Annotated in this window: 18 protein-coding genes and 1 pseudogene; 9 read left to right on the top strand and 10 right to left on the bottom strand. The window is 52.2% G+C overall.

What is annotated here, in order from left to right:
* Positions 1 to 97: 97 nt before the first annotated feature.
* Positions 98 to 3031 (top strand): T9SS type A sorting domain-containing protein, encoded by a 2934-nt coding sequence (locus tag IPN95_01485; protein MBK9448093.1) that lies wholly within the window; start codon positions 98 to 100, stop codon positions 3029 to 3031.
* A 118-nt stretch (positions 3032 to 3149) separates the two neighbouring features.
* On the opposite strand, the gene IPN95_01480 is transcribed toward IPN95_01485, so the two are convergent.
* From IPN95_01480 to nuoH, 7 genes are all read right to left on the bottom strand, one after another.
* Complete coding sequence (locus IPN95_01480) at positions 3150 to 4106, bottom strand: alpha/beta hydrolase (GenBank protein MBK9448092.1); 957 nt, start codon at positions 4104 to 4106, stop codon at positions 3150 to 3152.
* A gap of 9 nt (positions 4107 to 4115) precedes the next feature.
* The gene (locus tag IPN95_01475; protein MBK9448091.1) at positions 4116 to 4535 is read right to left on the bottom strand and encodes a hypothetical protein; all 420 of its coding nucleotides are present in this window, start codon (positions 4533 to 4535) and stop codon (positions 4116 to 4118) included.
* A gap of 57 nt (positions 4536 to 4592) precedes the next feature.
* Entirely contained in the window at positions 4593 to 5270 is a 678-nt protein-coding gene (locus IPN95_01470) for a tetratricopeptide repeat protein (protein ID MBK9448090.1), read from the bottom strand.
* A gap of 75 nt (positions 5271 to 5345) precedes the next feature.
* Positions 5346 to 5930, bottom strand: coding sequence for a hypothetical protein (locus IPN95_01465; protein ID MBK9448089.1), 585 nt, complete (start codon positions 5928 to 5930; stop codon positions 5346 to 5348).
* 11 nt (positions 5931 to 5941) lie between these two features.
* Positions 5942 to 8098 carry a DPP IV N-terminal domain-containing protein gene (locus IPN95_01460; protein ID MBK9448088.1) on the bottom strand — a complete coding sequence of 719 codons (2157 nt, stop codon included), beginning with the start codon at positions 8096 to 8098 and terminating at the stop codon, positions 5942 to 5944.
* A 96-nt stretch (positions 8099 to 8194) separates the two neighbouring features.
* A complete protein-coding gene (locus tag IPN95_01455; protein ID MBK9448087.1) occupies positions 8195 to 10747 on the bottom strand; it encodes an ATP-dependent Clp protease ATP-binding subunit in 2553 nt (850 codons plus the stop codon).
* Between the two features lie 53 nt (positions 10748 to 10800).
* Complete coding sequence (nuoH, locus tag IPN95_01450) at positions 10801 to 11850, bottom strand: NADH-quinone oxidoreductase subunit NuoH (GenBank protein ID MBK9448086.1); 1050 nt, start codon at positions 11848 to 11850, stop codon at positions 10801 to 10803.
* A gap of 443 nt (positions 11851 to 12293) precedes the next feature.
* On the opposite strand from nuoH, the gene IPN95_01445 reads away from it, so the two are divergent.
* The 6 genes from IPN95_01445 to IPN95_01420 all read left to right on the top strand — a co-directional run bounded on the left by IPN95_01445 (position 12294) and on the right by IPN95_01420 (position 18721).
* Complete coding sequence (locus tag IPN95_01445; GenBank protein MBK9448085.1) at positions 12294 to 13736, top strand: carboxylesterase family protein; 1443 nt, start codon at positions 12294 to 12296, stop codon at positions 13734 to 13736.
* 324 nt (positions 13737 to 14060) lie between these two features.
* Positions 14061 to 15107 (top strand): MFS transporter, encoded by a 1047-nt coding sequence (locus IPN95_01440; protein ID MBK9448084.1) that lies wholly within the window; start codon positions 14061 to 14063, stop codon positions 15105 to 15107.
* A 20-nt stretch (positions 15108 to 15127) separates the two neighbouring features.
* Positions 15128 to 17344: a molybdopterin oxidoreductase family protein gene (locus tag IPN95_01435; GenBank protein MBK9448083.1), complete on the top strand. Its 2217-nt coding sequence runs from the start codon at positions 15128 to 15130 to the stop codon at positions 17342 to 17344.
* 18 nt (positions 17345 to 17362) lie between these two features.
* Positions 17363 to 17917, top strand: a complete 555-nt coding sequence (locus IPN95_01430) for a 4Fe-4S binding protein (protein MBK9448082.1) — start codon at positions 17363 to 17365, stop codon at positions 17915 to 17917.
* An 18-nt stretch (positions 17918 to 17935) separates the two neighbouring features.
* On the top strand, positions 17936 to 18439 hold the full coding sequence (locus tag IPN95_01425; GenBank protein MBK9448081.1) for a Rieske (2Fe-2S) protein: 504 nt from the start codon (positions 17936 to 17938) through the stop codon (positions 18437 to 18439).
* Positions 18440 to 18469: 30 nt separating this feature from the next.
* Positions 18470 to 18721 carry a hypothetical protein gene (locus IPN95_01420; protein ID MBK9448080.1) on the top strand — a complete coding sequence of 84 codons (252 nt, stop codon included), beginning with the start codon at positions 18470 to 18472 and terminating at the stop codon, positions 18719 to 18721.
* A gap of 6 nt (positions 18722 to 18727) precedes the next feature.
* Here the strand turns inward: IPN95_01420 and kynU are convergent.
* The 3 genes and pseudogenes from kynU to rfaE2 form a co-directional block, all read right to left on the bottom strand.
* Positions 18728 to 20006: pseudogene (kynU, locus tag IPN95_01415) on the bottom strand (kynureninase).
* Between the two features lies 1 nt (position 20007).
* Positions 20008 to 20832: a cyclase family protein gene (locus tag IPN95_01410; protein ID MBK9448079.1), complete on the bottom strand. Its 825-nt coding sequence runs from the start codon at positions 20830 to 20832 to the stop codon at positions 20008 to 20010.
* Positions 20825 to 21328: a D-glycero-beta-D-manno-heptose 1-phosphate adenylyltransferase gene (rfaE2, locus tag IPN95_01405; protein MBK9448078.1), complete on the bottom strand. Its 504-nt coding sequence runs from the start codon at positions 21326 to 21328 to the stop codon at positions 20825 to 20827. Before rfaE2 ends, IPN95_01410 begins: the two co-directional genes overlap by 8 nt.
* 55 nt (positions 21329 to 21383) lie before the next feature.
* Between rfaE2 and IPN95_01400 the strand changes: the two genes are divergently transcribed.
* Complete coding sequence (locus IPN95_01400) at positions 21384 to 22211, top strand: alpha/beta hydrolase (GenBank protein MBK9448077.1); 828 nt, start codon at positions 21384 to 21386, stop codon at positions 22209 to 22211.
* Positions 22208 to 23338 carry a hypothetical protein gene (locus tag IPN95_01395; GenBank protein MBK9448076.1) on the top strand — a complete coding sequence of 377 codons (1131 nt, stop codon included), beginning with the start codon at positions 22208 to 22210 and terminating at the stop codon, positions 23336 to 23338. Before IPN95_01400 ends, IPN95_01395 begins: the two co-directional genes overlap by 4 nt.
* Positions 23339 to 23343: the final 5 nt, after the last annotated feature.

The raw sequence follows: 23343 nt of genomic DNA, 5'->3' as shown, positions 1-23343 counted from the left end.
TTACCCTCGATAGCCGACCGAATTCTAGATAGGTCACCATCGTCCTCAACATTGTTTGTTCATTGGGCGTACGTTCGGTAAATCACGATCACCATCTATGAAACACATTCTCAGCATCTTGTTGCTCTTGTTGGTTTGCTCGCTGTCATCTGCACAGCCCTGGCTTTCGGCACCTTACATGGAAATCAAATCTGAAGGTGACGAATGGAAGCTTCAGAACTTCTACGAAATCCAGGCTGCGTTCAAGCGCTACGAAGAAGCCCGGAAAACATTGATCGAAGACCCGGACGCGCGTACGTCCGAGGGCGAGAACGAGGAATATGAATGCGGCGGCACATTTCCCGGGTTTGCGCGCTTCAAGCGGTGGGAAGCCTTTATGGAGCCACGGGTTTATCCTTCGGGCGACTTGCGTGAAATCCATCAATCCTACGACAATTTTGAGGAATATCTGCGCTCCAATGACTTCAAGGATGCGGCGATCAACAAGCAAAACACCGAATTGGCGGTCTCCAATTGGGTTCCTTTGGGTCCTTGGGGCACACATTGGAAGTCCTATTTTGGCGGCGCAGGACGGGTGACCTTTTTGCGGTTCCATCCTTCGAATTCCGACATCATGTGGACCATGGCACCCTCGGGCGGACTTTGGAAGACGATCGATGGCGGGCAAAATTGGACCACGAATACCGACCAATTGCCGTTTATCGGCGCAACGGACTTGGCGATCAACCCCCTCAATCCCAACGAAATGTACCTCGCCATGGGCGATGGCAACGGCACCAATTCGCAGCTTTGGCAGCGGTCGGTGGGCATCCGCAAATCCTTGGATGGTGGCGCTACGTGGCCCCTTTCCGTGCTGACCTATACGCCTCAAAGTCAGCGCAGCATCTACAAATTGCTCATCAACCCGATTCAACCCAATATCATTTTTGCAGCGACTTCGATTGGTCTGCTGCGGAGCGTGGATGCAGGCGCGACTTGGCCCTCGGTCGTTGGCGCGGGCATCTTCACCGACATCGAATTCAAGCCCGGTGATCCAAGTGTGGTCTATGCCACCTCGGGCAGCACTGCGAATGGAACTTTTTACAAGTCGATCGACGGTGGCGCCACCTTTGTGACCACCGCAGTGGGGGTGCCACTCGTGAGTGCAGTCGCCCGCATGGAGGTCGCAGTTTCGGCAGCCAATCCCGATCTGGTTTATTTGCTCGCGGTCAAAAAAACGACCAATGACTTTTATGGGTTTTACCGTTCGCTCGACAGCGGAGACAATTTCACTTTGCAGGCCACGACGCCCAATATTTTGACTGGAATTCCATCAGCACAAGCCCATTACAATTTGGCGATGGCCGTTTCTGCCCTCCATGAAGATACGATCTTGGTAGGCGCCACAGACATGTACCGTTCCTTGGACGCTGGCTTGACTTGGACCAAAATCACGAGCCACAATGGCTTTGGGGTACCTTTTGTGCATCCTGACCACCACGACATTCGGTACCTTCCAGGAAATGATTCGACCTATTTTTCAATGAATGACGGAGGAGTTTGGAAGACAACTGATCGCGCGCTCAACTGGACTCCGATGAATGAAGGCATGGGTGTCGCCCAAATGTACCGCCTCGGCACCTCTAAAATCAGTCCGTACACCATTCTCACTGGGCATCAAGATATGGCAACCCACCGATTGACGGGAAATGTCTGGGACATCGTGACCCCCAATACAGGTGACGGTGTCGAATGCATTTATGAACACGACAACGACACCATTTTCTACATGGAAACCTACTACGGACGCATTCTGAAAATGAACAATACTGCTGGTTCCATGTCCGTCGTTTGTTCGTTTGGCGGGTTTAATGTCAATGCCAACGGCAACTGGTTGACGCCTTTCATCATGAATCCTGCCAAAGATTCCGTGCTACTCGTGGGCAAGGCCCAACTGTGGCGCTCCCATCAAGCAGGTGCTCCCGGCAGCTTTTTCCAGGTTGGCAACATTGTCGGCGGAGCCGGCAACTTGGTCGCTTTGGCCTATGCGCCTTCTGATACGAATTACATCTACGCGGCGCGCTCCAACCGCATGTTCCTGACGACCAATGGCAACGTTTTCAACGATATCACGGGAACCTTGCCTGTCGGCAGTGCAAGCATCACCTCCATTGCGGTGAGCAACGTAGATCCTGCAAAAGCATGGGTGACCTTTTCAGGGTTTTCGGCAGCAAACAAGGTCTGGCAAACGACGGATGCGGGTGTGACTTGGGTGAATTACACCACTGGATTGCCCAACCTTCCGGCCTCCACGATCGTCTACCAAAACGGCTCCAACGACGGGGTTTATGTCGGAACCGACGTCGGGGTATATTTCCGCGACAATTCGTTGGGATCATGGCAGCCTTTCATGACCAACCTGCCCAATGTGAATGTACAGGAGCTGGAAATCTGCTACTTGAATGGAAAACTCCGTGCAGCCACAGCAGGCCGCGGACTCTGGGAAACCGATCTTGCGACGCCCCTTCCAGTTTCCTTGCAGTCCTTTGCGGCAAACTGCAATTCCCGCGCAGTTGACATCAACTGGACTACCGCTTCAGAACTCGCAAGTGACGAATTTGTCATCGAGCGGTCGAGGGATGGGGCCGACTACCAAGCCATCGGTTCGGTGAATGCTGCCGGTACAAGCCAACAGACCGTTGCTTATTCCTTTACCGACCGCGAACCTTTGTATGGCCCCATATTCTACCGCTTGAAGCAGCGAGATGCCGACGGCTCGTTTCAATATTCACAGGTGGTCGTGGCGGGTTGCGATGCGCAGCTCAATGTGACGGTGTATCCCAACCCCAACAACGGGAACTTCCACATCCGGGCCGAGGCAGAATTGGCGACGGTTGAGATTCGGAACGTCTTGGGCGAATTGGTTTTGGAGATGCAAGTCAATGCCAACGAAGCCACCATTGACCTCACCGGCAGCGCTAAAGGCATTTATTTCTACAAAGTCGCCACCGCCATGGGGGCTTCCCAATCCGGGAAGATCGTCGTGCGGTAAATTGAATCAGCAGATGGAGAATTCATCGAATCCCTTGGATGGCAATGCTGTCCGGGGATTCGCGGTTTTGGAGCGACCTTCAAAGACATTCGAAGATTGCCAACTTGGTACAACGACCTTACAAATTTGTCTTGATGCGCAGCGCGACCTCCTCGATGGCTTGACGACCACTTTTGGTATGGTTGGGCAGGCTAAAAAATCCGTGAATATCTTCAGGGTAATGGAGCACCTCGCACGGTGTGCCTTCGGCATTGAGGCGATCGGCATAGGCTTGGCCATCGTCACAGAGCGGGTCAAATCCGGCGGTGACAAGAACAGCAGGCGGCAATCCGCTCAAATCCGACGCATAGATCGGCGAGAGCAACGGCGAAAAGCGGTCCTCCGGCTTGCCAAGGTACATGTCGAGATAGTGCAGGATGTCCGTTTTCGTGAGAATTGGCGCATGGGCGTGGGCTTCCAAACTGGCAAACTCGAGCCGGGAATCCGTTGCAGGATAGATCAAGGCTTGGTATTTGATCGCGGGTCCGCCGAGGTCCCGGCTTTTGAGGCAAACGGCGGCAGAGAGGTTCCCGCCTGCGCTGTCGCCCGTCACGCATACGCGCGTGGCATCCGCTCCCAAGGATTCGGCATTTTGCGTAGCCCAAATCAGCGCATCATAGGCGTCATAGACTGGAATAGGGAATTTGAACTCGGGCGCGAGCCGGTAATCCACGGAAATGACCAAGGCCCCGACGCGTTGGGCGAGGACTGCGCAGTAATAATCGTTGTTTTGGAGGTTGCCGACCGCCCAACCGCCGCCGTGGTAGTTGAGGATCAGGGGGAGGTTGGTCTCAGCATTCGGCCGGTAAATCCGCACCGGAATTTCGGCATCGCGCACAGGAATCATCCTGTCGGTAATGCTATGGCATTTGGGCATCTTGCCCAGGACCCAATTCGTGAGAAAAAAGCGCGGCACGGGCTTGCGCCCACGTGCCAAGTCCTTGGACGAAGGCGGCTCCGGCGATCGCTTCCGAAACGGCGACAGCATCACCAACATGAGCTTGGTCTTGAACGGGAGATTGTATTTCCGCTTCATGAATGCAAGTTAACTGGGAATTCCCAACCGAACCTTCCCCAATTGCAAACACCGGTCAATGTTCTTCTGCGTTCCACTGAGGCGGTTCTCATCCGAATTGAAATCGATGCCCAGAAAATGGGTGCAGGTTTCGATGGCGCTGGCATCCCGCTCTTGGTCGTTTTTGAATCCGCCGACTTTCCACCATTGCGGCACGAAGGTTTTGAATGCGTCGGGCATGTAGCGGGGCCTTTCGCCGACGTGGAAGACACGCACATTAGGGGTCAGCGTCTTCAGCAATTCCATGGTCAAGACATCGACGCCACGGAAATCGCCGACGAGAAATTCTGCATCGGGATTTTGGGAGAAGACCGCCAAGATAGGCGCCTCATAGTGAAGCCGAAAGTCGGACCATGTGATGTTGCCGTTGCCTGAAATGAAGAGCACCATTTTGGGGAGTATGAGCAGGGGAATGAGAGAGTATGAGTGGGAGAGTGAGAGCGAGGGCTAGGCAATGCCGCCTAGGGCCTTAGCCTTTGCGAGAAATTGCTGGCCGAGGGCATGATTCGGATCGATTTTGAGCACTTTTTCAAATTGCTGAATGGCCATTGGAATGTTTTTCATTTTCAGATAACATTCTCCAATGGAGAACTCGGCGAGCACAGAAATGGGTTCAACCGTCAGCGAAAGCTCAAAATCGGCGATGGCTTCTTCCCAGCGGCCCAGGTCCATCTTGGTGAAGGCGCGGTTGTCGATCGCCTCAAAAAATCCCGGGATCAATTCAATGGCGAAGGTGTACTGCGCGATGGCTTCTTCGTGCTTTTTTTCGTCGCCGAGGTAATAGGCCCGTTGGTAATGATCCTGCGCGAGGCGAACGAGCTCATTGACTTGGTGCGTCTGCACGATGTATTCGCGGTAGCCCGCCAAATCATCGTCGGTCACGGGGGAATTGCCGAGCAATACAGGATTCTCAAATCCAGCGCGGTCGATGGGGACATGGAGCATGATCACCTCCAACTTGGGCAAGTCCGCGGCCGTGGGTTCATGGTCCAACGGCTCAAAAATCATCACATGGTAGGCGTCAAACTCGGGATCAAACCGCAGGAGTTTGGAGACATGGTAGGCACCTTCGTGGCGGGTGTAAAAGATGTCGCCGGCAGTGAATGGGGTTGGATTTTCTTGCATTGCAGAATGGTTTTGAAGAGTTGGGGACCAAGTCAAATTTAAGCGAAATCCTTTGGATTCCAGCTCCCGCAAGCTTCAATCAATCCCCAAATCATTCGCGAAGGACTTCTCCGGCCTAACCTCGTAAAAATCCACCCCGGTTTTCTCGACAACGACAGCCAAAATCGCGCAGTAAAGTTCGAACTGATCACGGATGGCTTTTCGATCGATCAATTTCTCGTAATTGGCAGCAGCAATCACGGTCAAAAACTGGTCCAAGGTGATCGCCTGCCAATCATAACTCACGCGCCAGATGATTCCGCGCAATGCCTTGAACAAACCCGCTTTGGGAGGATCCTTGATTTCGGGCTTGGGAACTTCGAGCTTCAAGATTTCGCAAAACCGCTGCCAATCAGGGCCTTGAAAGGGATTCAAAACCAAGAAAACGCGCTCCTCGAGTCCCATAGGAGTGGCAATCAAATTCAAGTCCAATAAAGCTGCATTCACCCGCTCCGTCAATTGTTGCTGAAGGATGGACGACTTTTCAGCAATGCCCTTGTAAGCTGCGGCAGTGTCCACCATGTCCTGAATCGTCACGATCTTCTCCGCCTCCAAATCCGGAATGGAGATGTGGAGGTAATCCTCCAAGGACATCAGGAGTTCGGTGCTGTCGAGACTCAACGGCGAATTCCCTATTTGTTGTTCTCCATCAAATAGTCGAGCACTTTGCGCATGAGGTGGGCACGGTCCTTGCCGCGCACGTTGTGGGCGTGACTTGGATAGACAAAGTAGTCCATTTGCACGCCGTTGGTGACGGATTTCTCAACGAAGTCGAGGCTGTGTTGCCAGACGACGACGTCGTCACTTGTGCCATGGATGAGCATGAGCTTGCCTTTCAAGTCTTTGATATACTTGGTAACCAAGCTTTTGTCGTAACCTTCCTTGTTGGTTTGAGGCGTATCCATGTACCGCTCGGTGTACATGATCTCATACATGCCCCAGTCAATCACCGGTCCACCGGCAACGCCGGCTTTGAAAACGCCCGGTGCACGCAGCATCAAGCTGCTCGTCATAAATCCGCCGTAGCTCCATCCGTGCACGACCATACGGTCCTTGGCGACATTGATCAGGCTTTTCAGGTAATCGACGCCCTTCAACTGATCGGCGATTTCGACGGTGCCGAGGTCGCGGAAAATGGCTTGCTCGAAGGCTTTTCCACGGTTGGCCGAACCGCGACCATCCACGGTGAATACGTAATAGCCTTTTTGCGCGGCATACTGCATCCACAAGGGCGCACCTGCACCCCAAGAATTTGTCACCAACTGCACCCCAGGGCCGTTGTAAACATAGACGATGACGGGATAAACGTCATCTTCGTTGAAGTTGACAGGTTGGATCAAGCGGCAAGTGAGATCGGTTTTGCCATCGGCTGCCTTGATGGTGAACAGTTTGGGCTTGCTCACAGCATATTCCTTGAGCGGGTCGGGGGCGTTGAGCAATTCTTTGACGATGGTCGCCTTCTTTGTCTCGCGAATGGTGGTGAGATTCGGCACATTGACACTGGTATAAATGTCGATGAAATGTGCGCCGGAAGGACTCAGAATGCTGGTATGTACACCGGATTCGGTGGCGAGCGGTGTGCCTTGCATGGTTTTGAGATCAAAGGCCATCGGCAAACGGTCCGCACCGAAGTTGCCCGTCACCGTGACATACACCATCTTGGATTTGGCATCAAAACCCAAAACCTCTGTGACCATCCAATCCGCACTTTTGGTGATTTGACCCACCAAGGTGCCGTCGGTTTTGTACAGGTAGAGGTGATTCATGCCGTCGCGTTGCGTCTGCCAGATGAATTCGTCGGAACGTCCGGGAATGAACTGCGGGCCGTGTTTGGGTTCGATCCACTTGTCATCAGCATCCTCAAACAAGGTCTTTTCAAATTCGCCTGTTTCCGCATTGTAGCGATTGAGCGCCATTTTGCTTTGGTCGCGGTTCAATTCGGCCATGTAGATCGACTTTTGGTCGGGGCTCCATGTGATGTTGGTGAGGTAATGCTCGGGGTCGCCCGTGGTCTTCAAAAATGTGGTTTTTCCATTGGTCGAATTGTAGACACCGACGGTAACGTGGTGGCTTTTTGCCCCCGCCATGGGGTATTTGACGAGGTCATAGCCGGCGGGTTTGGTGGCAAAATTGTACATCGGATAATCGGTGACCATGGTCTGATCCATTCGATAGAAGGCAATTTGGTCCCCATTCGGACTCCAGAAAGTGCCTTTGACGATGCCAAATTCGTTGCGGTGGGCAGACTCGCCATTGCGAATGCCAGCATTTGCTTCATTGGTGACGGCGATGTCCGGCTTCCCAGGCAGCGAAATGAAAAGGTTTTGGGCGACCGTGTAGGCGACACCGTGCTGGGCGCTCAGGTCCATGTTTTCACCATCGACATTGAATGTGGTCACCTTGGTGACCTTTTTTGCGACCCAATCATAGGTACAAACCGCACCTTCGTTGAGAAACCGAAAGGATGTCGTGCCCAAGAGCTTGATGCCGGGGAATGCAGGCTTGCTGGCAAATCCGACAGCTTCGAGCGCTTTGTTGAAATCCTTCAAGGTGCAAAGCACTTCCTGTTTCGCACTTGAAACATCTCCCGCCAACAATTGCCATTCGCCATCGACCTGCCCCACATGTGCAAATCGCTCCGTTCCGGGTACCCAATCGAGCTGCGCCACGCGGGCCGGCAACAGGTTGCGCTCCAACAAAACCGATTCTTCGGCGGTGAAAGTCTTGAGTTGGGCGAAGGAAAGGCTGCCCATCCATAGTAGGCAAACCAACAAAGCATATTTTTTCATGCGATCAGATGTAGATTCTAGGTCAAAGTAAAGCAATACTCAACAAAATTGCCCTCACTGGGAGGGCAATTGTTGCTTTTCGTAAGTGAAGACAGCTTATTCGCCGCCTTCTTCCTTGCTAGGGACTTCATCCTCGGACTTGCCTTTGGATTTTTTGCCCTTTTTGATCTTGATTTTGATTTCGGAGGTTTTCTCGTCGAAGTCGGCGATAATTCCGTCCCCTTCGTTCAGTCCCTTCAGAATTTCATCCGCGATCGGGTCTTCCAGATACTTCTGGATCGCGCGGTTCAGCGGACGGGCACCGAATTGCTGGTCAAAGCCTTTGTCAGCGATGTAATCCTTGGCTTTGTCGGTGAGTTTCACCTCGAAGCCCATGGTATTGATGCGCTTGAAAACCTTGGCCAATTGCAGGTCGATGATCTTGAAGATATGCTCCTTTTCCAAAGGCTGGAAAAACACCACATCGTCGACACGGTTCAAAAACTCCGGACGGAAAACCCGCTTGAGCGCGCCTTCGATGAGGCTCTTGCTCTTGTCGGATGCCTGGGTGGTGCTGGCCTTGAAGCCGACACCCGAACCAAATTCCTTGACCTCGCGTGCACCGACGTTGGAGGTCATGATGATGATCGTGTTTTTGAAGTCAATGCGGCGACCCAAACCATCGGTCAGAATGCCGTCGTCGAGCACTTGCAGCAGGATATTGAAGACGTCTGGGTGAGCCTTTTCGATCTCGTCGAGCAGGATCACACAATACGGCTTGCGGCGAACTTTCTCCGTGAGTTGACCACCTTCTTCGTAGCCGACGTATCCGGGAGGCGCTCCCACGAGGCGGGAGACCGTAAATTTCTCCATGTACTCGCTCATGTCGATACGGATGAGCGACTCTTCGCTGTCGAAGAGGTAACGGCCGAGGGCCTTGGCCATCTCCGTCTTGCCTACGCCGGTAGGGCCAAGGAAGAGGAAGGAGCCGATCGGCTTGTTGGGGTCTTTCAAACCCAACCGCGAACGTTTGATGGCCTTGACCAATTTCTCGATCGCATCGTTTTGGCCGATGATGACTTGCTTAAGTTCCTGCTCCATCGAAACGAGCTTGCTCGCTTCGCCGGCAGCAACCTTGGTGACGGGAATGCCCGTCATCATCGCTACCACGTCTGCCACATCGTCTTCGGAGACGTTGTAGCGCTTGGTTTTGGATTCTTCTTCCCAGAGCAGTTTGGCCTTCTCGAGATCCTCGATCAGTTTTTTCTCCTGATCGCGCAGACGGGCTGCCTCTTCGTATTTCTGGCTTTTGACCACTTTGTTTTTCAGGACGCGCACCTCTTCGATTTTGGCTTCCAATTCCAAAATGGTCTTGGGAACCTGAATGTTGTTGATGTGCACGCGGCTACCGGCTTCATCGAGCACGTCGATGGCCTTGTCAGGGAAGTGACGGTCGCTGATGTAGCGTTCGCTGAGGGTCACGCAAGCCTTGATGGCGTCGTCGGTATAGTTGACGTTGTGGTGATCCTCGTATTTTTCCTTGATGTTGTGCAGGATTTGGATCGTTTCGTCGGGCGAAGTGGGTTCCACGATCACCTTTTGGAAACGACGCTCAAGTGCGCCATCCTTCTCGATGTACTGACGGTACTCGTCGAGGGTGGTGGCGCCGATGCACTGAATCTCGCCGCGGCTCAGGGCCGGTTTGAAGATGTTGGAGGCATCCAACGAACCCGAAGCGCCGCCTGCACCGACGATGGTATGCAATTCGTCAATGAAGAGAATCACATCCGGGGTCTTTTCCAGCTCGGCCATGACGGCCTTCATACGCTCCTCAAATTGGCCACGGTACTTGGTACCTGCCACGAGGGAAGCGATGTCGAGCGTGACGATGCGCTTGTTGAAGAGCACGCGGCTCACCTTGCGCTGCACGATGCGCAGGGCCAAGCCCTCCGCGATCGCCGTCTTGCCCACACCCGGTTCGCCGATCAGAACGGGATTATTCTTTTTGCGGCGGCTCAGAATCTGGGCTACGCGTTCGATTTCCTTTTCACGCCCGACGATAGGGTCGAGCTTGTTTTCTTCGGCCATTGCCGTGAGATCACGCCCGAAGTTGTCCAACACCGGAGTCTTGGACTTCGAGGTACGTTTTGGGCGGTCGCCTGCACCGACATCCTGTGGATCGGTGGGCTCATTGGTCATTGCCATTTTAGGGGAATTGGTACTTGAGGATGATGAAAAGTCTTCCTTTTCTTCCAATTCGGCGCGGAAAACATCATAAGTCACGCCAAACTTGGAAAGAATCTGTGCAGCGACATTGCTGTCTTCCCGGAGGATGGAAAGCAGCAAGTGTTCGGTGCCAATCAATGTGCTGTTGTCGAGTTTTGCCTCGAGGTAGGTGATTTTGAGGACCTTTTCGGCCTGCCGTGTGAGCGGGAGGTTGTTGAGGTTGATCACCGTGATGGTGCCTTTGATGGCATTTTCGATGCTCTTGCGCAACTTGTTCAAGTCGACGCCGAGTTGCACCAAAATTTTAATGGCTTTGCCTTCACCTTCGCGGATGAGGCCGAGGAGCAAGTGTTCGGGTCCGATATAGTCATGTCCCAACCGCAGTGCTTCTTCTCTGCTGTAGGAGATCACGTCCTTTACGCGGTCTGAGAAATTAGATTCCATTCAACAATTATTTCCTTTCATACGCACGTCCCAGACCTGAAAGCCAACACCGATCAAAGAATTTTGATCAGGTAGCCTGCCAGCGCGACCAACATCAGGTTGAAGATGGCCACAGGAAGGAAGCTTTTCCAACCGATGCTCATCAACTGATTGTATTTGAAGCGTGGCAGGGTCCAACGTACCCAGATAAACACAAACACCAAGAAAAATGTTTTTGCGATAAACCAACCGATGCTCCAGAGCACCTGCAAAGCGCCGCTCCATTCTGCAACATGGAAGACGTTTTTCTCCAACGGTCCGTGGAAGCCGCCGAGGAAAAGCGTGGTGATGAACATCGAAGCGATGATCACGTTGAGGTATTCAGCCAAGAAGAACGTAGCAAACTTCATCGAGCTGTATTCTGTGTGGAAACCACCGACGAGTTCTTGCTCGGCCTCGACCAAGTCAAAAGGCGTACGGTTGGTTTCTGCGAATGCACAAGTGACAAAAATCAGGAAGCCGACAGGGTTGATGAAGGCGTTCCAGAGGCCGGTTTCGGCTTGCGTATTGACGATGGTGACGAGGCTCAAATAACCTTCGCCGGAATCTTTGGCCAGCAGGTTGGTCAGCAACACGCAGCTCACAACGGAAAGACCCATCGAAAGTTCGTAGCTGATCATCTGCGCCGAACTGCGCAAACCACCCATGAGGGCGTACTTGCTGTTGGAGCTCCAACCGGCGAGGGTGATTCCGTAAACGGCGACGGATGTGAGTGCCAAGATGTAGAGCACGCCGATGTTCACGTTGGCAATGGCGATGATGGTTTCACCGTCGGAGCCAAAAGGAATCACTGCGAATGCGGTCAAGGCAATCGTGACGGAAATGACCGGACTCAAAAAGTGGATGAGCTTGTCACCGGCTGCGGGGACGATGTCTTCTTTCAAAAGAAGCTTGACAACGTCTGCCAGCGGTTGGAGCAAACCCCAAGGTCCGACCCTGTTGGGACCGACCCGTTGCTGAATAAAAGCACAGACACGGCGCTCGGCGTAAACCGCGTAGGCGGCACATGTGAGCAGTGTAAACAGTGCGAGACCGATAATAATGAGTACGTATCCTAGCGTCATTGCTACAAAGTTAAGAATACCGCGGCTGGAAATCATTCATTCTAAGGCAATTGACCAACACAAAGTTCGATCAATCACCAGAAACGGCAAAAATCCAATCCAAGCCAAATTTAGAGGCTATGTTTGAACGGAGCAAATGTGAAATGATTTAGGTGAGTTGGTAGGAAGAAAACAGGTTGAACAGCTGCTCGGTGCTCCAGGGGATGCGGATCTGCGGGGCGCGTGCGGACTTAGTCCCCACTCGAAGCCGCAAAAAGGCAAGTTGATCCCTACCGCCAAGCATGGGTAAAAGAAGGAGTTGGCCTTTAGGTCAGTGACAACCTACATCTATTCAACTTGGTTGGCTAATTCGTTCATAGGGCTGGATATCCATCACGGTATTCTCGAAATGGAATTTTGGCTAAATTTGAGGGAATAGAATTCCAGAGCCCTATTTTTTAAATATGAAAAAATTCACCCTCCTTTTCGCTATCCTCCTTTGCACCCTTGGCTCGGCAACCGCCCAGGCCTTCGTCGATACCCTTTACCAATACCACGACACGACCCTCCAATATGGTGCGGACGTAGATTTTGGCGGCGTGACGCGGACTTTGACGATGGACATTTCCGTTCCGACGAATGATACGCCACCACCCAATGGCCGTCCGTTGATGATATTGATCCATGGCGGCGCCTTCATGGCGGGAACCAAAAATGATCCCGGCATTGTTGCGATGCGCAAGGATTTTGCCAAACGCGGCTATGTCACGGCGGCGATTGACTACCGCCTTGGCATGTTTCAACCCGCCGGGGACTGGCATTGCAACATCTCCTTTATACAAGGTGTCGAATGGGATTGCCTCAACCAAACCGACACGCTGGAATGGACCCGTGCCTATTACCGTGGCATTCAAGATGCCAAAGGCGCGCTTCGTTACTTGGTCATCCATGCCGCGGACTATAACATTGATCCGCAAAACATCTTTGTGGTCGGCGAAAGTGCCGGTGCGTTCATTGCAATGGGCGTTGGATTTATGGATGATGCCTCTGAAAAACCTGCAGGCGTGGGATCTCTTGCAAATGCGCCATTGCCTAACGTCCGGTACGAGCAGGGTTGCCTCGTGCGGTATGGTACCGGAACGACCAATGCCGCCCTTGTGCTTGCACGACCTGATCTTGGCTCATTCGAGGGTACTTTAAATCCAACCGCAAATAGCTACCGCATCCGTGGGGTCGGCGATCTTTATGGCGGCATGTTCAACAATCTCTTTGCTGCGAATGCAAACGATGCCGAAATCCCCTGTTTGTACCTTTTTCATCAGCCGGCTGACCTGATCGTGCCCTATGGCCGAAATCGCCTATTCGCGACTTACGCCTATTGCGCCACGCTGTGGCCGGCGAATTGTGCCTATATCCTGAACCGTCCCTTCGTTTCCGGCGGCAGTGACATCAAAGCCATGATAGACGCGCTTGCTTTGGCAGGAGATTCGGTGCCCGACTACCTCGCCGAATTTACCACCAACAACGCCGATTGTGCGACGCAAATGGGCAATCCAGCACTGGGAGGGCATCAATTGGACAACTATTGGACGCGGACCCGCAACATGGCGGTGTATTTTGCCCCCAGAATTGATACCACGATCATTGGCGTCCGCGATCCCTTTGCGGCGCTTACCCTTCAGATTTTCCCAAATCCAAACGGCGGCGAATTCAAAGTCATTTTGCCTGCCAACTCCATGATGGAAAACATTGCGATCATGGATTTAATGGGAAAAACAATCATTCAATTCCAAGGGAATGGAAATGAGTTCAATGCAAAGCTACCTGCATCCATTGCGCGAGGTTCCTACATCGTGCGCGTGCAAACGGCTAACGGAGTCGTCGCACAACGCATCTTCGTGCAATAACCCATGCTTCCGCTTGAAGCCGGTTGGGATGGCAAGCGGCACGTTCAGTAAATATGAGATATATCATGTTTTTATTTTCCTTGATAGTCAGTCTCTCAAGAGAAGGGCTATCCGAAATTCTTGACGATGGTCGAGAATTGACCTAGCTTTGCGGGGTCTTGCAGAAATGCGATTTGATCGAAGAAAGCGTTGAAAAAGCTCCTAGATTGATCTGTATCATGCGGATAGTTGACGATCCCTCCTGACAACATTTGTGTTGTCAAGAGATGTCGTTGATTCTATTGTTGTTTAGGCGGGGCCATTCGTCCCATTATGACGTAACGCATGTTTTCCAAACTGAATACGCGGGCTTTGGTGATCGCGACCTTGGCGACGTTGACCTTGGTTGCCTTGGTTTTCCTAGGATCACGGAAACTCCAAAATTTTGATGCAGCACTTGTTACCTACCTTTTTGGGACGATTTTCGCGTGTTTCGGTGTGGTCTATCGTTATACCGTATGGCTACAGCGCCCACCGACCTGGATGTATTTCAAGCGTGGCTTTCAACTGTTCATCCAAGGGCGAACTTTCTTCTACCTCGGGCAAATCGTCCAAGAGAGCATTAAAAATATCGCGCTTCAACGGCTCATTTACCGACGGGGACCGATGCGCTGGGCTGCACACTTTATGATTGCCTCGGGCTGTATTTCGGCCTTTATGATCACCATTCCATTGACTTTTGGATGGGTTCACTTTTCCTTTGCTCCTGGTTCTACGGAAATCTACCAAGCACACGTCTTTGGCTTGGAGGCGTTTAGCTTCAAACTGCACTCTTTCACAGCCTTTATGACCTTCCACGCCCTCAATTGGTCCTCGTGGTTGGTGATTTTGGGCTCGATCTACTACCTCCGCAGGCGGTTGATGCAGCCGGGTTTGATCGCAACACAGACCTTTGAATCAGACCTGCTACCCCTGTTGCTGCTGATTGGAATTTCGGTGACGGGCCTTGGGCTCACCTATTCCTATCAGTTTATGAAAGGCTTTGCCTTTGATTTCCTTGCCGTGTTTCATGCTGTGTTGGTCATCCTCTTTTTGGTTTGGATTCCGTTTGGAAAGTTCTTCCACATCATCCAACGGCCTGCACAGATTGGTGCGAAAATCTATCGCATGGAAGGAATGCGACGCGGGATGGCCACTTGCAAGTTTACGGGCAAGGAATTTGCGACCCAAACGCATATCGACGATCTAAAAATCGTCACGAAGGAACTTGGGTTTGACTTTACACTGAAAGATGGAAGCTCCCACTTGGACTACAGCCCAGAGGGAAAACGGGACCGAATTGCACGCGCCCATCTCAAAGCCCGTCAAGAAAGCGGCAGTTTTTTTGGTTGAGGACCGAAACAAGAAGAATTATGGCTAGACTACCAGTTTCACCAGAAAAAATCATTGAGGCATTTGGGCCCCATCTCAACTTCACGCCAAAGGATGGCTTTCCTGGGCGGGATGAGCCCGACAAAACGGTCAAGACCCATTGCTGCTTCTGTGGTATGCAGTGCGGGATCGAATTGTTGGTGAAGAACAACAAAGTGGTTGGTTTTGAGCCGTGGATGGAATTTCCGTTCAACGAAGGAAGGCTTTGCCCCAAAGGCGTGCAACGTTACCTGCAAAACAACCATCCCGATCGCTTGTTGGAGCCTTTGGAGCGTGCACAAGGCGTAGGATTTGTGCCGGTGACTTGGGAAAAAGCCTACGATCGGGTCATTGATGAGATCACCCGCATTCAACATGCCAATGGCAACGATGCCTTTGCAGTGCTTTCGGGTGTGTCACTGACGAATGAAAAAAGTTACCTCATGGGCAAATTTGCCCGGGTCGCGCTCAAAACCCGCAACTTGGACTACAACGGCAGGCTTTGTATGGTCAGCGCTGGCGCAGGGAACAAAAAGGCCTTCGGATTGGACCGTGGATCCAACAACTACAGCGACCTGGAATATGCCGAGGTGATCATTGTGGCAGGGGCGAATGTAAGCGAGACGTTTCCAACGCTGACGCACTGGATTTGGAAAGCCCGCGACCGCGGCGCGAAACTCATTGTGATCGATCCAAGGATGATCCCATTGGCACGCACCGCAGACCTTCACCTCGATGTGCGCCCAGGAACCGATTCTGCCCTTTACGGCGCCATGCTCAAGTATTTGGTGGATCACGACCTGCTTGACCACGACTTTATTGCTCAGCATACCTCGGGTTTTGATGCTACGCTTGCTGCCGTCTCCGAATACACCTTGGAATGGGCCGAAGAGGTCACTGGCATTGACAAGGACAAAATCCGGCAAGCAGCCGAGCTTTGGGGCAAAGCCAAAACCAGCTTCCTGTTGCATGCCAGAGGCATTGAACACCATTCCAAAGGCGTGGACAATGTCTTGGGATGCATCAACCTTGTCTTGGCAACAGGCCGAATTGGAAAACCCTATTGTGGCTACGCCACGATTACCGGCCAAGGAAATGGCCAAGGCGGCCGTGAGCACGGGCATAAATGCGACCAACTCCCCGGAAATCGCGATATTGAAAACCCCGAACACCGCCAATACATTGCTGACGTTTGGGGCATTCAAGAAAGCGAATTGCCCCGCAAAGGACTCTCAGCCTATGAAATCATCGAGGCCATTCACCGGGGGGAAATCAAAGGCTTGCTTTCGATCTGTTTCAATCCGCTCGTATCCTTGCCCAACAGCAACTACGTCCGAGAGGCCCTCGAGAAACTCGAATTTTACGTTTGCATCGACTTCTTCCTCAACGAAACTGCGCGCCATGCCGACATCATCCTGCCCGGATCGCTGCAAGAGGAAGAAGAAGGGACGACGACATCGGCAGAAGGTAGGGTAATTCGCATTCGGGAAGCGGTCACACCTCCCGGCAATGCAAAAACGGATACGAGCATCATTCTCGAATTGGCTAAGCGCCTGGGGGCCGAAGACAAATTCAGTTTCGCATCGAGTGAGGCGATATTCAACGAATTGCGTGTCGCATCAAAAGGAGGGACTGCGGACTATTTTGGGATCACCTACAAGCGCATCGAGGACAACATGGGCATTTTTTGGCCTTGTCCTTCGGAAGACCATCCAGGAACGCCACGCCTTTGGGAGGACCGCAAATTCAAAACGCCAGACGGAAAAGCGCACTTTAATCCGGCACCCTACAAGCTACCCGGTGAGGTCACAGATGCCGAATACCCCGTGATTTTGACGACGGGCAGAGTTGTTTCCCAATACCTGAGTGGCACCCAAACACGCCGCATTGGGAAATTGGTCAATCAATATCCTGAACCACTGCTTGAAATCCATCCGGAATTGGCAGCGAGGTTTAACATTCGCCAATCAGAACTTGTCCGCGTTGTTACACGGCGCGGCGAAGGCATCTTTCCAGCCAATATCGTCGAGACGATCCGCAAAGACACCGTTTTTATTCCCTACCATTGGCCGGGGAAAAAATCGGTCAATCAATTGACACCAGGTACCTTGGATCCGGTCTCAAAGATTCCTGAGTTCAAGGTCTGTGCCTGCCAATTGCAACCAATGGGTCAATTTCAAAATCCTGCTGAGGACACCAAGGCGTATGCCAGCGTTTGACCAGATCAAGAAAAAAGCATGAACAGTAGCTTGGAATTTTTTGTAGACATGCAACGCTGTATCGGCTGCAAAGCCTGCGAAATGGCCTGCGCCGAATGCGAGACCAATGGACAAGAGTCCATGATCCACGTCAACTATGTGGAACGCGCGGCAAGTATTCAGACAACCGTACAAGTCTGCATGCACTGCGAGGATCCAGTTTGCGCCAATGTCTGCCCTGCCGACGCCATTTCCAAAGACGAATTTGGGATTGTCCATACCGCAAACACCGAGCGGTGTATCGGTTGTTCCAATTGCGTGATGGCTTGCCCGTTTGGCGTACCCAAAAAAATGGAGCAATACGACTTGATGATGAAGTGCAACATGTGTTACGACCGAACGAGTATCGGCAAAAAACCCATGTGCGCGACCGTATGCCCAAGCGGTGCCCTCTATTTTGGTACACGCGAGGAGCTTGCCCTTTTGCGTCCCAACAGCAGCCCCGTCAACACATTTCAATTTGGTCAAGAAATTGTCCGCACCAAAGTGAATCTCATGATGCCCAAAGGCAGCACCAAATTGGTCATTGAATAATCCCAACGCAGATACGCTATGTCAAGTCACGAAAACGACAACGAAAGCTGGAAGCGCGACTTCCCCATCAAGAAGCAAGATGCATCACTGATCAGCAGGCGGGATTTCGCTAAGTTCCTGACCTTTATTTCTGGCGGATTGATGATCGGTAGCGGCGTAATTGCAGCTGAGGCCCTCCTTTTTCCGCACAAAACATCAGACGCCGAGCATTTTGTCTGCAAGCCAGAAGATATTCCTGTTGGGGGCACGCGCTCCTTTGTGATTCAAGGGAGCAGCATTCCGTACTTAATGATTCACTTGGAAAACGGCAGCTTCCACGCCTACGAGCAGAAGTGTACCCATCTTTCTTGTGCCGTCTTTTATGCGAAAGGAACCGGAAAAATCGCCTGTCCTTGCCATGAAGGATTTTTCAATGCGGAAACGGGCGCAGTGCTTGCGGGTCCGCCGCCCCGTGCCTTGCCTAAGCTGGAAGTCCTGACCAAGGCCGATGGCCTGTATGTCAGAGAATTCAGGAAAGCCTGATTTTATCCTTAAAATTCAATCATTCGCGCCATGAGCAATTTTAGAAAAAACCAAAACAACGTGAGTTCGGCGAAGGCTGGCATCATGCTAAGTTCCTTGATTGTTGTGCTGATTCTCAATATCAGCCTTCAGATTTGGCTGATGTATGCGGCGCTCAACAACGCCCTCGACAATGACACGGAAATTTTGATTCCCGCGTTTGTGGCTTCCGCAGTCATCTTTTTTATCGGCTTCGGATGGCTATACTACCTTCCCGAGGGCAAAGACAATATTCGCAAATAGACTTTTTCAATTCGTGGTGAGCAAATCCACAAAGTCCCAAGCATCGACATATCGGTTATACAAGGGCACCGGCGCAATCCGAATCACATCTGGTTCGCGCCAATCGGCGATGACGCCTGCAGCGGTGAGCCGGTCAAAGATCTCGCGCCCATTGTGGAGGGTTTGCAAACTCAGCTGACAGCCCCGTTGCGCAGGATCGTTTGGCGTGATGATGCGGATATTGGCATTCGAATTTTTTTGCTGGATGAGCCATTCAAGGTAGCCGGTGAGCAATTCGGATTTGGCACGCAAAGCGTCCATGCCGGCTTCTTCAAAAATTTCGAGGGAGGCGCGCAAGGCAGCCAATGCCAAGATCGGCGGATTGCTGAGTTGCCAGCCTTCGGCACCGGGCAGCGGTTCGAAGTAAGGCGGCATCTTAAAACGGTTGGCTTTGTTGTGGCCCCACCATCCGGCAAAACGCGGGATGCTGAAATCGGTCGCGTGGCGGTTGTGGATGAAAATGCCGGAAAGGCCTCCCGGGCCGCTGTTGAGGTATTTGTAGCCGCACCAACAGGCAAAGTCCGGACCCCATTCGTGGAGTTTCAAACGAAGATTGCCTGCACCATGCGCGAGGTCAAATCCGACTTTGGCACCCACTGCATGGCCGGCTTCAGTGATTTTTTGCATTTCGAAGGCTTGGCCGGAATAATAATTCACGCCGCCGAGCATCACCAAGGCCACAGAATCGCCTTCGCGGGCGATCACCTCCAAAATTTCCTCGGTTGGAATCACCGGATGACCGCTTTTGCTGCGCAATTCGATCAGGGAGGTTTTGGGATCGAAAGCCATGGAACTGAATCTGCGAAATCACCGCGTAGCGGTCGCTCGGAAATGCATCCGCCTCGATGATGATCTTGTGCCTTGTCTGGGTCGGACGGTAAAAACTCACCATCAGCAGATGGAGATTGACCGTGAGGCTGTTCATCACCACCACTTCATTCTCCTGTCCGCCGACGACTTTGGCCATGGACGCCGTGAGAAATTCGTGGTAAGGCAACCAAGGATTGCGGGCATGGATATGGCCTTCGACGCCGAGTTTTTCCCAATCTGCCAATTCCTGCTCCACAAAGGCGCGCACGGACTTAGGTTGCAGCCCCAGTGAATTGCCACACATATAATTGTGGTCGCGGCCATCGGCCATTTTGGGGATATGGAACTTGTCCCGGAATGCCGCCAAGGGATCCCGGGCATCCAATTCCTGGGCAAAGGCGCGGTCGAGGCGAAAGGTGGAGGTATTTGCAGACATCTTATGCAGGATTCAAAGCATACAAAACCGGACGGCTCGGTGCCGCATCGGCCATAAAGGGCGCAATTTGCAGATTCAGTAGGTATTTTCCATCGGCGATTTGCGCGGGGACGTAGATCATCTCGGTGATGGTCTTGTCTTGTTGGGGTTGATTATTCGCAGAATGACTGCCTGCGGGCAGGTTCCAAAAAATATGGTGGGCGCTCAATTTGCCTTCGTCGAAGAGCCGATCCACCGAGGGCATGTCCACCAACAGATGGCGCAATTGCAGGCTCACCAAGTATTGCATGGCCTCGATCGTAAAAAATGAAGGCGTTTGCTGCATGTAGTCCCGACTTTTTTTGTCGTCGGAGTTGGGCAGCGTGCGGATGATGATCGCTTCGTGAAAGCTCGTTTCCGTTTCCTTCAATGCAGCTTCCAACATCGCGCGGTCAATGACGAGGTCGTCGGGATTCAATGCCGGATCGTAATTGTCGGCTGTGTCTGCGCCCTTGCTAGGCGTCACGGAAATGAGGGTGGCGGGAATCAAACTTTCCTGCAACTGCTCGTGGATACGCAAGCGCTCGTCCACGATATGCCCGACGCATTCGGTATGGGTGCCGTTGCAATGGGGGGTGAAGGTGTAGGTCTCGAAGTTGCAGGAGCCGCCTTGGCGGGTGTCGCCCACCCATCCCCCGGAGGCGTAGGCTTGCGCATGCGCGGGGGCGACGCCGTAGGTATTGGGCTGCGGACCGTTGAAATTCAGCGGAATCGCGATGCAAATTCCGGGCTGAACCACGCCAAAGGTTTTTCCGCCGATTTCGAGACGTAAACTGAATTTACCCATTGGAAGCGTTTTTGATTTTCTGGACGATGTTGGTCGTGGAATGGCCCTGCACCAACGGAATGGTTTGGACTTCGCCGCCCCAACTTTGGACTTCGGTGGCACCGACAATCTTGTCGAGGCTGTAATCGTCGCCTTTGACGAGGATGTCAGGTCGAATGGCAAGAATCAAATCAAGGGGGGTGTCTTCGTCAAAAATGCAGACGGCGTCGACGAATTGGAGAGCAGCCATGATGCGTGAACGTGCCTCCTCGGATTGGAGCGGGCGTTCGGAGCCTTTTTGGAGGCGCTTGACCGACGCGTCGGAATTTAATCCGAGGACCAAATAGTCGCCGAGGGCGCGGGCCTTCTCCAAATAATCGACATGTCCGAGGTGCAGCAGGTCAAAACAGCCGTTGGTGAAGACGACTTTGCTATTTTTGAGGCGCCAGACCAAAATCCTGCGCTGCAATTCGGCGCGGGTCAAGATCTTTTGGGCAGTGGAATAGGCAGCGCACATATATAAAGTGTGATTGGGTAGCCAAAGGTTAAAAGGAATCAGGTCAATTTCAATTTTGGAAGCGGAAAATTTCAGGATCACCCTTGGCAACAAGGGCAGCGTCGCCGGAACGAGCCATGGGCATGGCACGCGGCTGCTGTTGTGCTTCCATGGTTATGGCCAAAGCCGGAAATTGTTTTTGCCGCTGTTGCAGACCGTGCCCGAAGGGTGGAGAGTGGTGACCATCGACCTGATTTTCTTTGGCGAAAGCGAATGGGCGGATGAACGTCAGCCGGTTTTGCCGAGCGATTGGGACGAATTCCTGCGGCAACTTCTGGAAAAATATCCGAGCACAGAAGTTCATTTTTTGGCCTTCAGTTTGGGTGCAAAAGTTGCACTGAGCCTTTACCAAGCGACCAAAATTCCCATTCGGCAAATGATCCTGATTTCTCCCGACGGCTTGCGCATCCATCCGCTGTATCGGTTTTGCATTTACAATCCGGTTGGGAAGGCCTTGTTTTACACCGTTTTGCGGTGGCCCGGGTTGTTTTTGTTGTTCATTCGGATGCTGTACCAACTGCGGATCACGGATGCCTTTAAGTACAAATTCATTCAGCGGCAATTTGATACGCCAGAAAAGCGGGTTTTGCTCAGGCGCGTTTGGCGCGGGCATTCGAAGTTGCGCCCTGATTTGGAAGTCATTGCCCAACGCTCAACAGAAGTCGGAACGAACTGGCACATTATTTGGGGAGCACACGACAACATCTTGCAGGTGAATCTTTGCAAGGATTTTATTCAAAAGGTAAATGGTGCGAAATTGCATGTGGTGGACGGCGGACATTTCCTGCTCAATCCACCTCACGAAGAAGTAAAATCGCTCCTCCACGAGATACTGAACGCATGAAACCCTTAGTAAAACATCTTGGATTGCTGGCCTTGTTGCTGCTGACATTCGCCGCGCCTGCATTTTCCCAACAGGACGAAGAGGAGGAAATGAGCCGCTATTTCCGCGAAAAGGACTGGGTTACCTGGCAACAAGGCATTGCGAATCCCTTGGCTGCCAAAAAATTATTCATCCGCGACAAGGAGCCGATCGATTATGAGGCCTTGCGGAAATTCACCAACCTCGAGCAACTCATTGTCTATGAATCGCCCATCGAGGACCTTTCCTGGCTTGCAGATTATCCCAAATTGAAGGTGCTCGAATTTCAAGGCAACAGCCTCAAGTCACTGGAAGGCGTTCAAGTCTTGAAGGGCTTGCAAGAATTTGCCTGCAACCACAACTTCGTGCAGGATTTGAAGCCGCTGGACAGTCTTCTCGATCTTACGTGGGTACAGATTTACGACAACGACATCGAAACTTTGGAGCCGATCGCGCATCTTCCCAAGGTCAAGACCTTGGACGTGTCCCGCAATGACATTCGGAGTTTGAAACCCATTGCCAACTGGACTTGGCTCACCAACTTGTCGGTTTACAATTCGGAAAACCTGATCGACATCTCCGAAATCGCCAATTTCAAAGGACTTACCGATCTCAACATCTCCTTTTTGCCCGTGCCGAACTTCAGCTTGCAAATGCTGGAAGACCACAAGGAACTCAAAAACCTGCGCATTCAGGGCATGGTCAACAGCAACGAGGAATTGAAGTACATCATGCACCATCCCAAGCTCGAGCAACTCACGATGGGCAAAAACGACAATGTGACCACGATCGACAGCCTGCGTTTTCTGACCAAGTTGCGCTACCTTGACATTCACAGCAACAATGTCTCCGACCTCACGGTGGTACGCAACTTTCCGCGCTTGGTAAAGATCGTGATCTACCGCAACCCGATCATGGACCTGAGTCCTTTGCTCAATTGCCCTGATCTGCGCTCCTTGTTCACCCATGAAATTCCAGCCAAGGATTACAGTCCGCTGTATCAGATGGCTTGGCTGCAGCACCTCAACGTGAGCAAGAATGCATTCACCATGGAGCAGGCCGTAGCCTTGAAAAAGGCGCTGAGCAAAACCAAGATTTCCTTCTACTGATCTGC

It is taken from the genome of Bacteroidota bacterium (assembly GCA_016718825.1).
Classification (GTDB): domain Bacteria; phylum Bacteroidota; class Bacteroidia; order J057; family JADKCL01; genus JADKCL01.
Note: the sequence above shows the minus strand (reverse complement) of the source record. Positions and strands in the feature narration are given on the sequence as shown.

Excerpts from the sequence above, each read along its gene's own strand:
- IPN95_01425 (MBK9448081.1), top strand. The coding sequence starts at position 17,936 with ATGTCAAGTCACGAAAACGACAACGAAAGCTGGAAGCGCGACTTCCCC.
- rfaE2 (MBK9448078.1), bottom strand. The coding sequence starts at position 21,328 with ATGTGCGCTGCCTATTCCACTGCCCAAAAGATCTTGACCCGCGCCGAA.
- IPN95_01475 (MBK9448091.1), bottom strand. The coding sequence starts at position 4,535 with ATGGTGCTCTTCATTTCAGGCAACGGCAACATCACATGGTCCGACTTT.
- IPN95_01455 (MBK9448087.1), bottom strand. The coding sequence starts at position 10,747 with ATGGAATCTAATTTCTCAGACCGCGTAAAGGACGTGATCTCCTACAGC.
- IPN95_01435 (MBK9448083.1), top strand. The coding sequence starts at position 15,128 with ATGGCTAGACTACCAGTTTCACCAGAAAAAATCATTGAGGCATTTGGG.
- IPN95_01430 (MBK9448082.1), top strand. The coding sequence starts at position 17,363 with ATGAACAGTAGCTTGGAATTTTTTGTAGACATGCAACGCTGTATCGGC.
- IPN95_01480 (MBK9448092.1), bottom strand. The coding sequence starts at position 4,106 with ATGAAGCGGAAATACAATCTCCCGTTCAAGACCAAGCTCATGTTGGTG.
- IPN95_01395 (MBK9448076.1), top strand. The coding sequence starts at position 22,208 with ATGAAACCCTTAGTAAAACATCTTGGATTGCTGGCCTTGTTGCTGCTG.
- IPN95_01470 (MBK9448090.1), bottom strand. The coding sequence starts at position 5,270 with ATGCAAGAAAATCCAACCCCATTCACTGCCGGCGACATCTTTTACACC.
- IPN95_01485 (MBK9448093.1), top strand. The coding sequence starts at position 98 with ATGAAACACATTCTCAGCATCTTGTTGCTCTTGTTGGTTTGCTCGCTG.
- IPN95_01445 (MBK9448085.1), top strand. The coding sequence starts at position 12,294 with ATGAAAAAATTCACCCTCCTTTTCGCTATCCTCCTTTGCACCCTTGGC.
- IPN95_01460 (MBK9448088.1), bottom strand. The coding sequence starts at position 8,098 with ATGAAAAAATATGCTTTGTTGGTTTGCCTACTATGGATGGGCAGCCTT.
- IPN95_01420 (MBK9448080.1), top strand. The coding sequence starts at position 18,470 with ATGAGCAATTTTAGAAAAAACCAAAACAACGTGAGTTCGGCGAAGGCT.
- IPN95_01410 (MBK9448079.1), bottom strand. The coding sequence starts at position 20,832 with ATGGGTAAATTCAGTTTACGTCTCGAAATCGGCGGAAAAACCTTTGGC.
- nuoH (MBK9448086.1), bottom strand. The coding sequence starts at position 11,850 with ATGACGCTAGGATACGTACTCATTATTATCGGTCTCGCACTGTTTACA.
- IPN95_01440 (MBK9448084.1), top strand. The coding sequence starts at position 14,061 with ATGTTTTCCAAACTGAATACGCGGGCTTTGGTGATCGCGACCTTGGCG.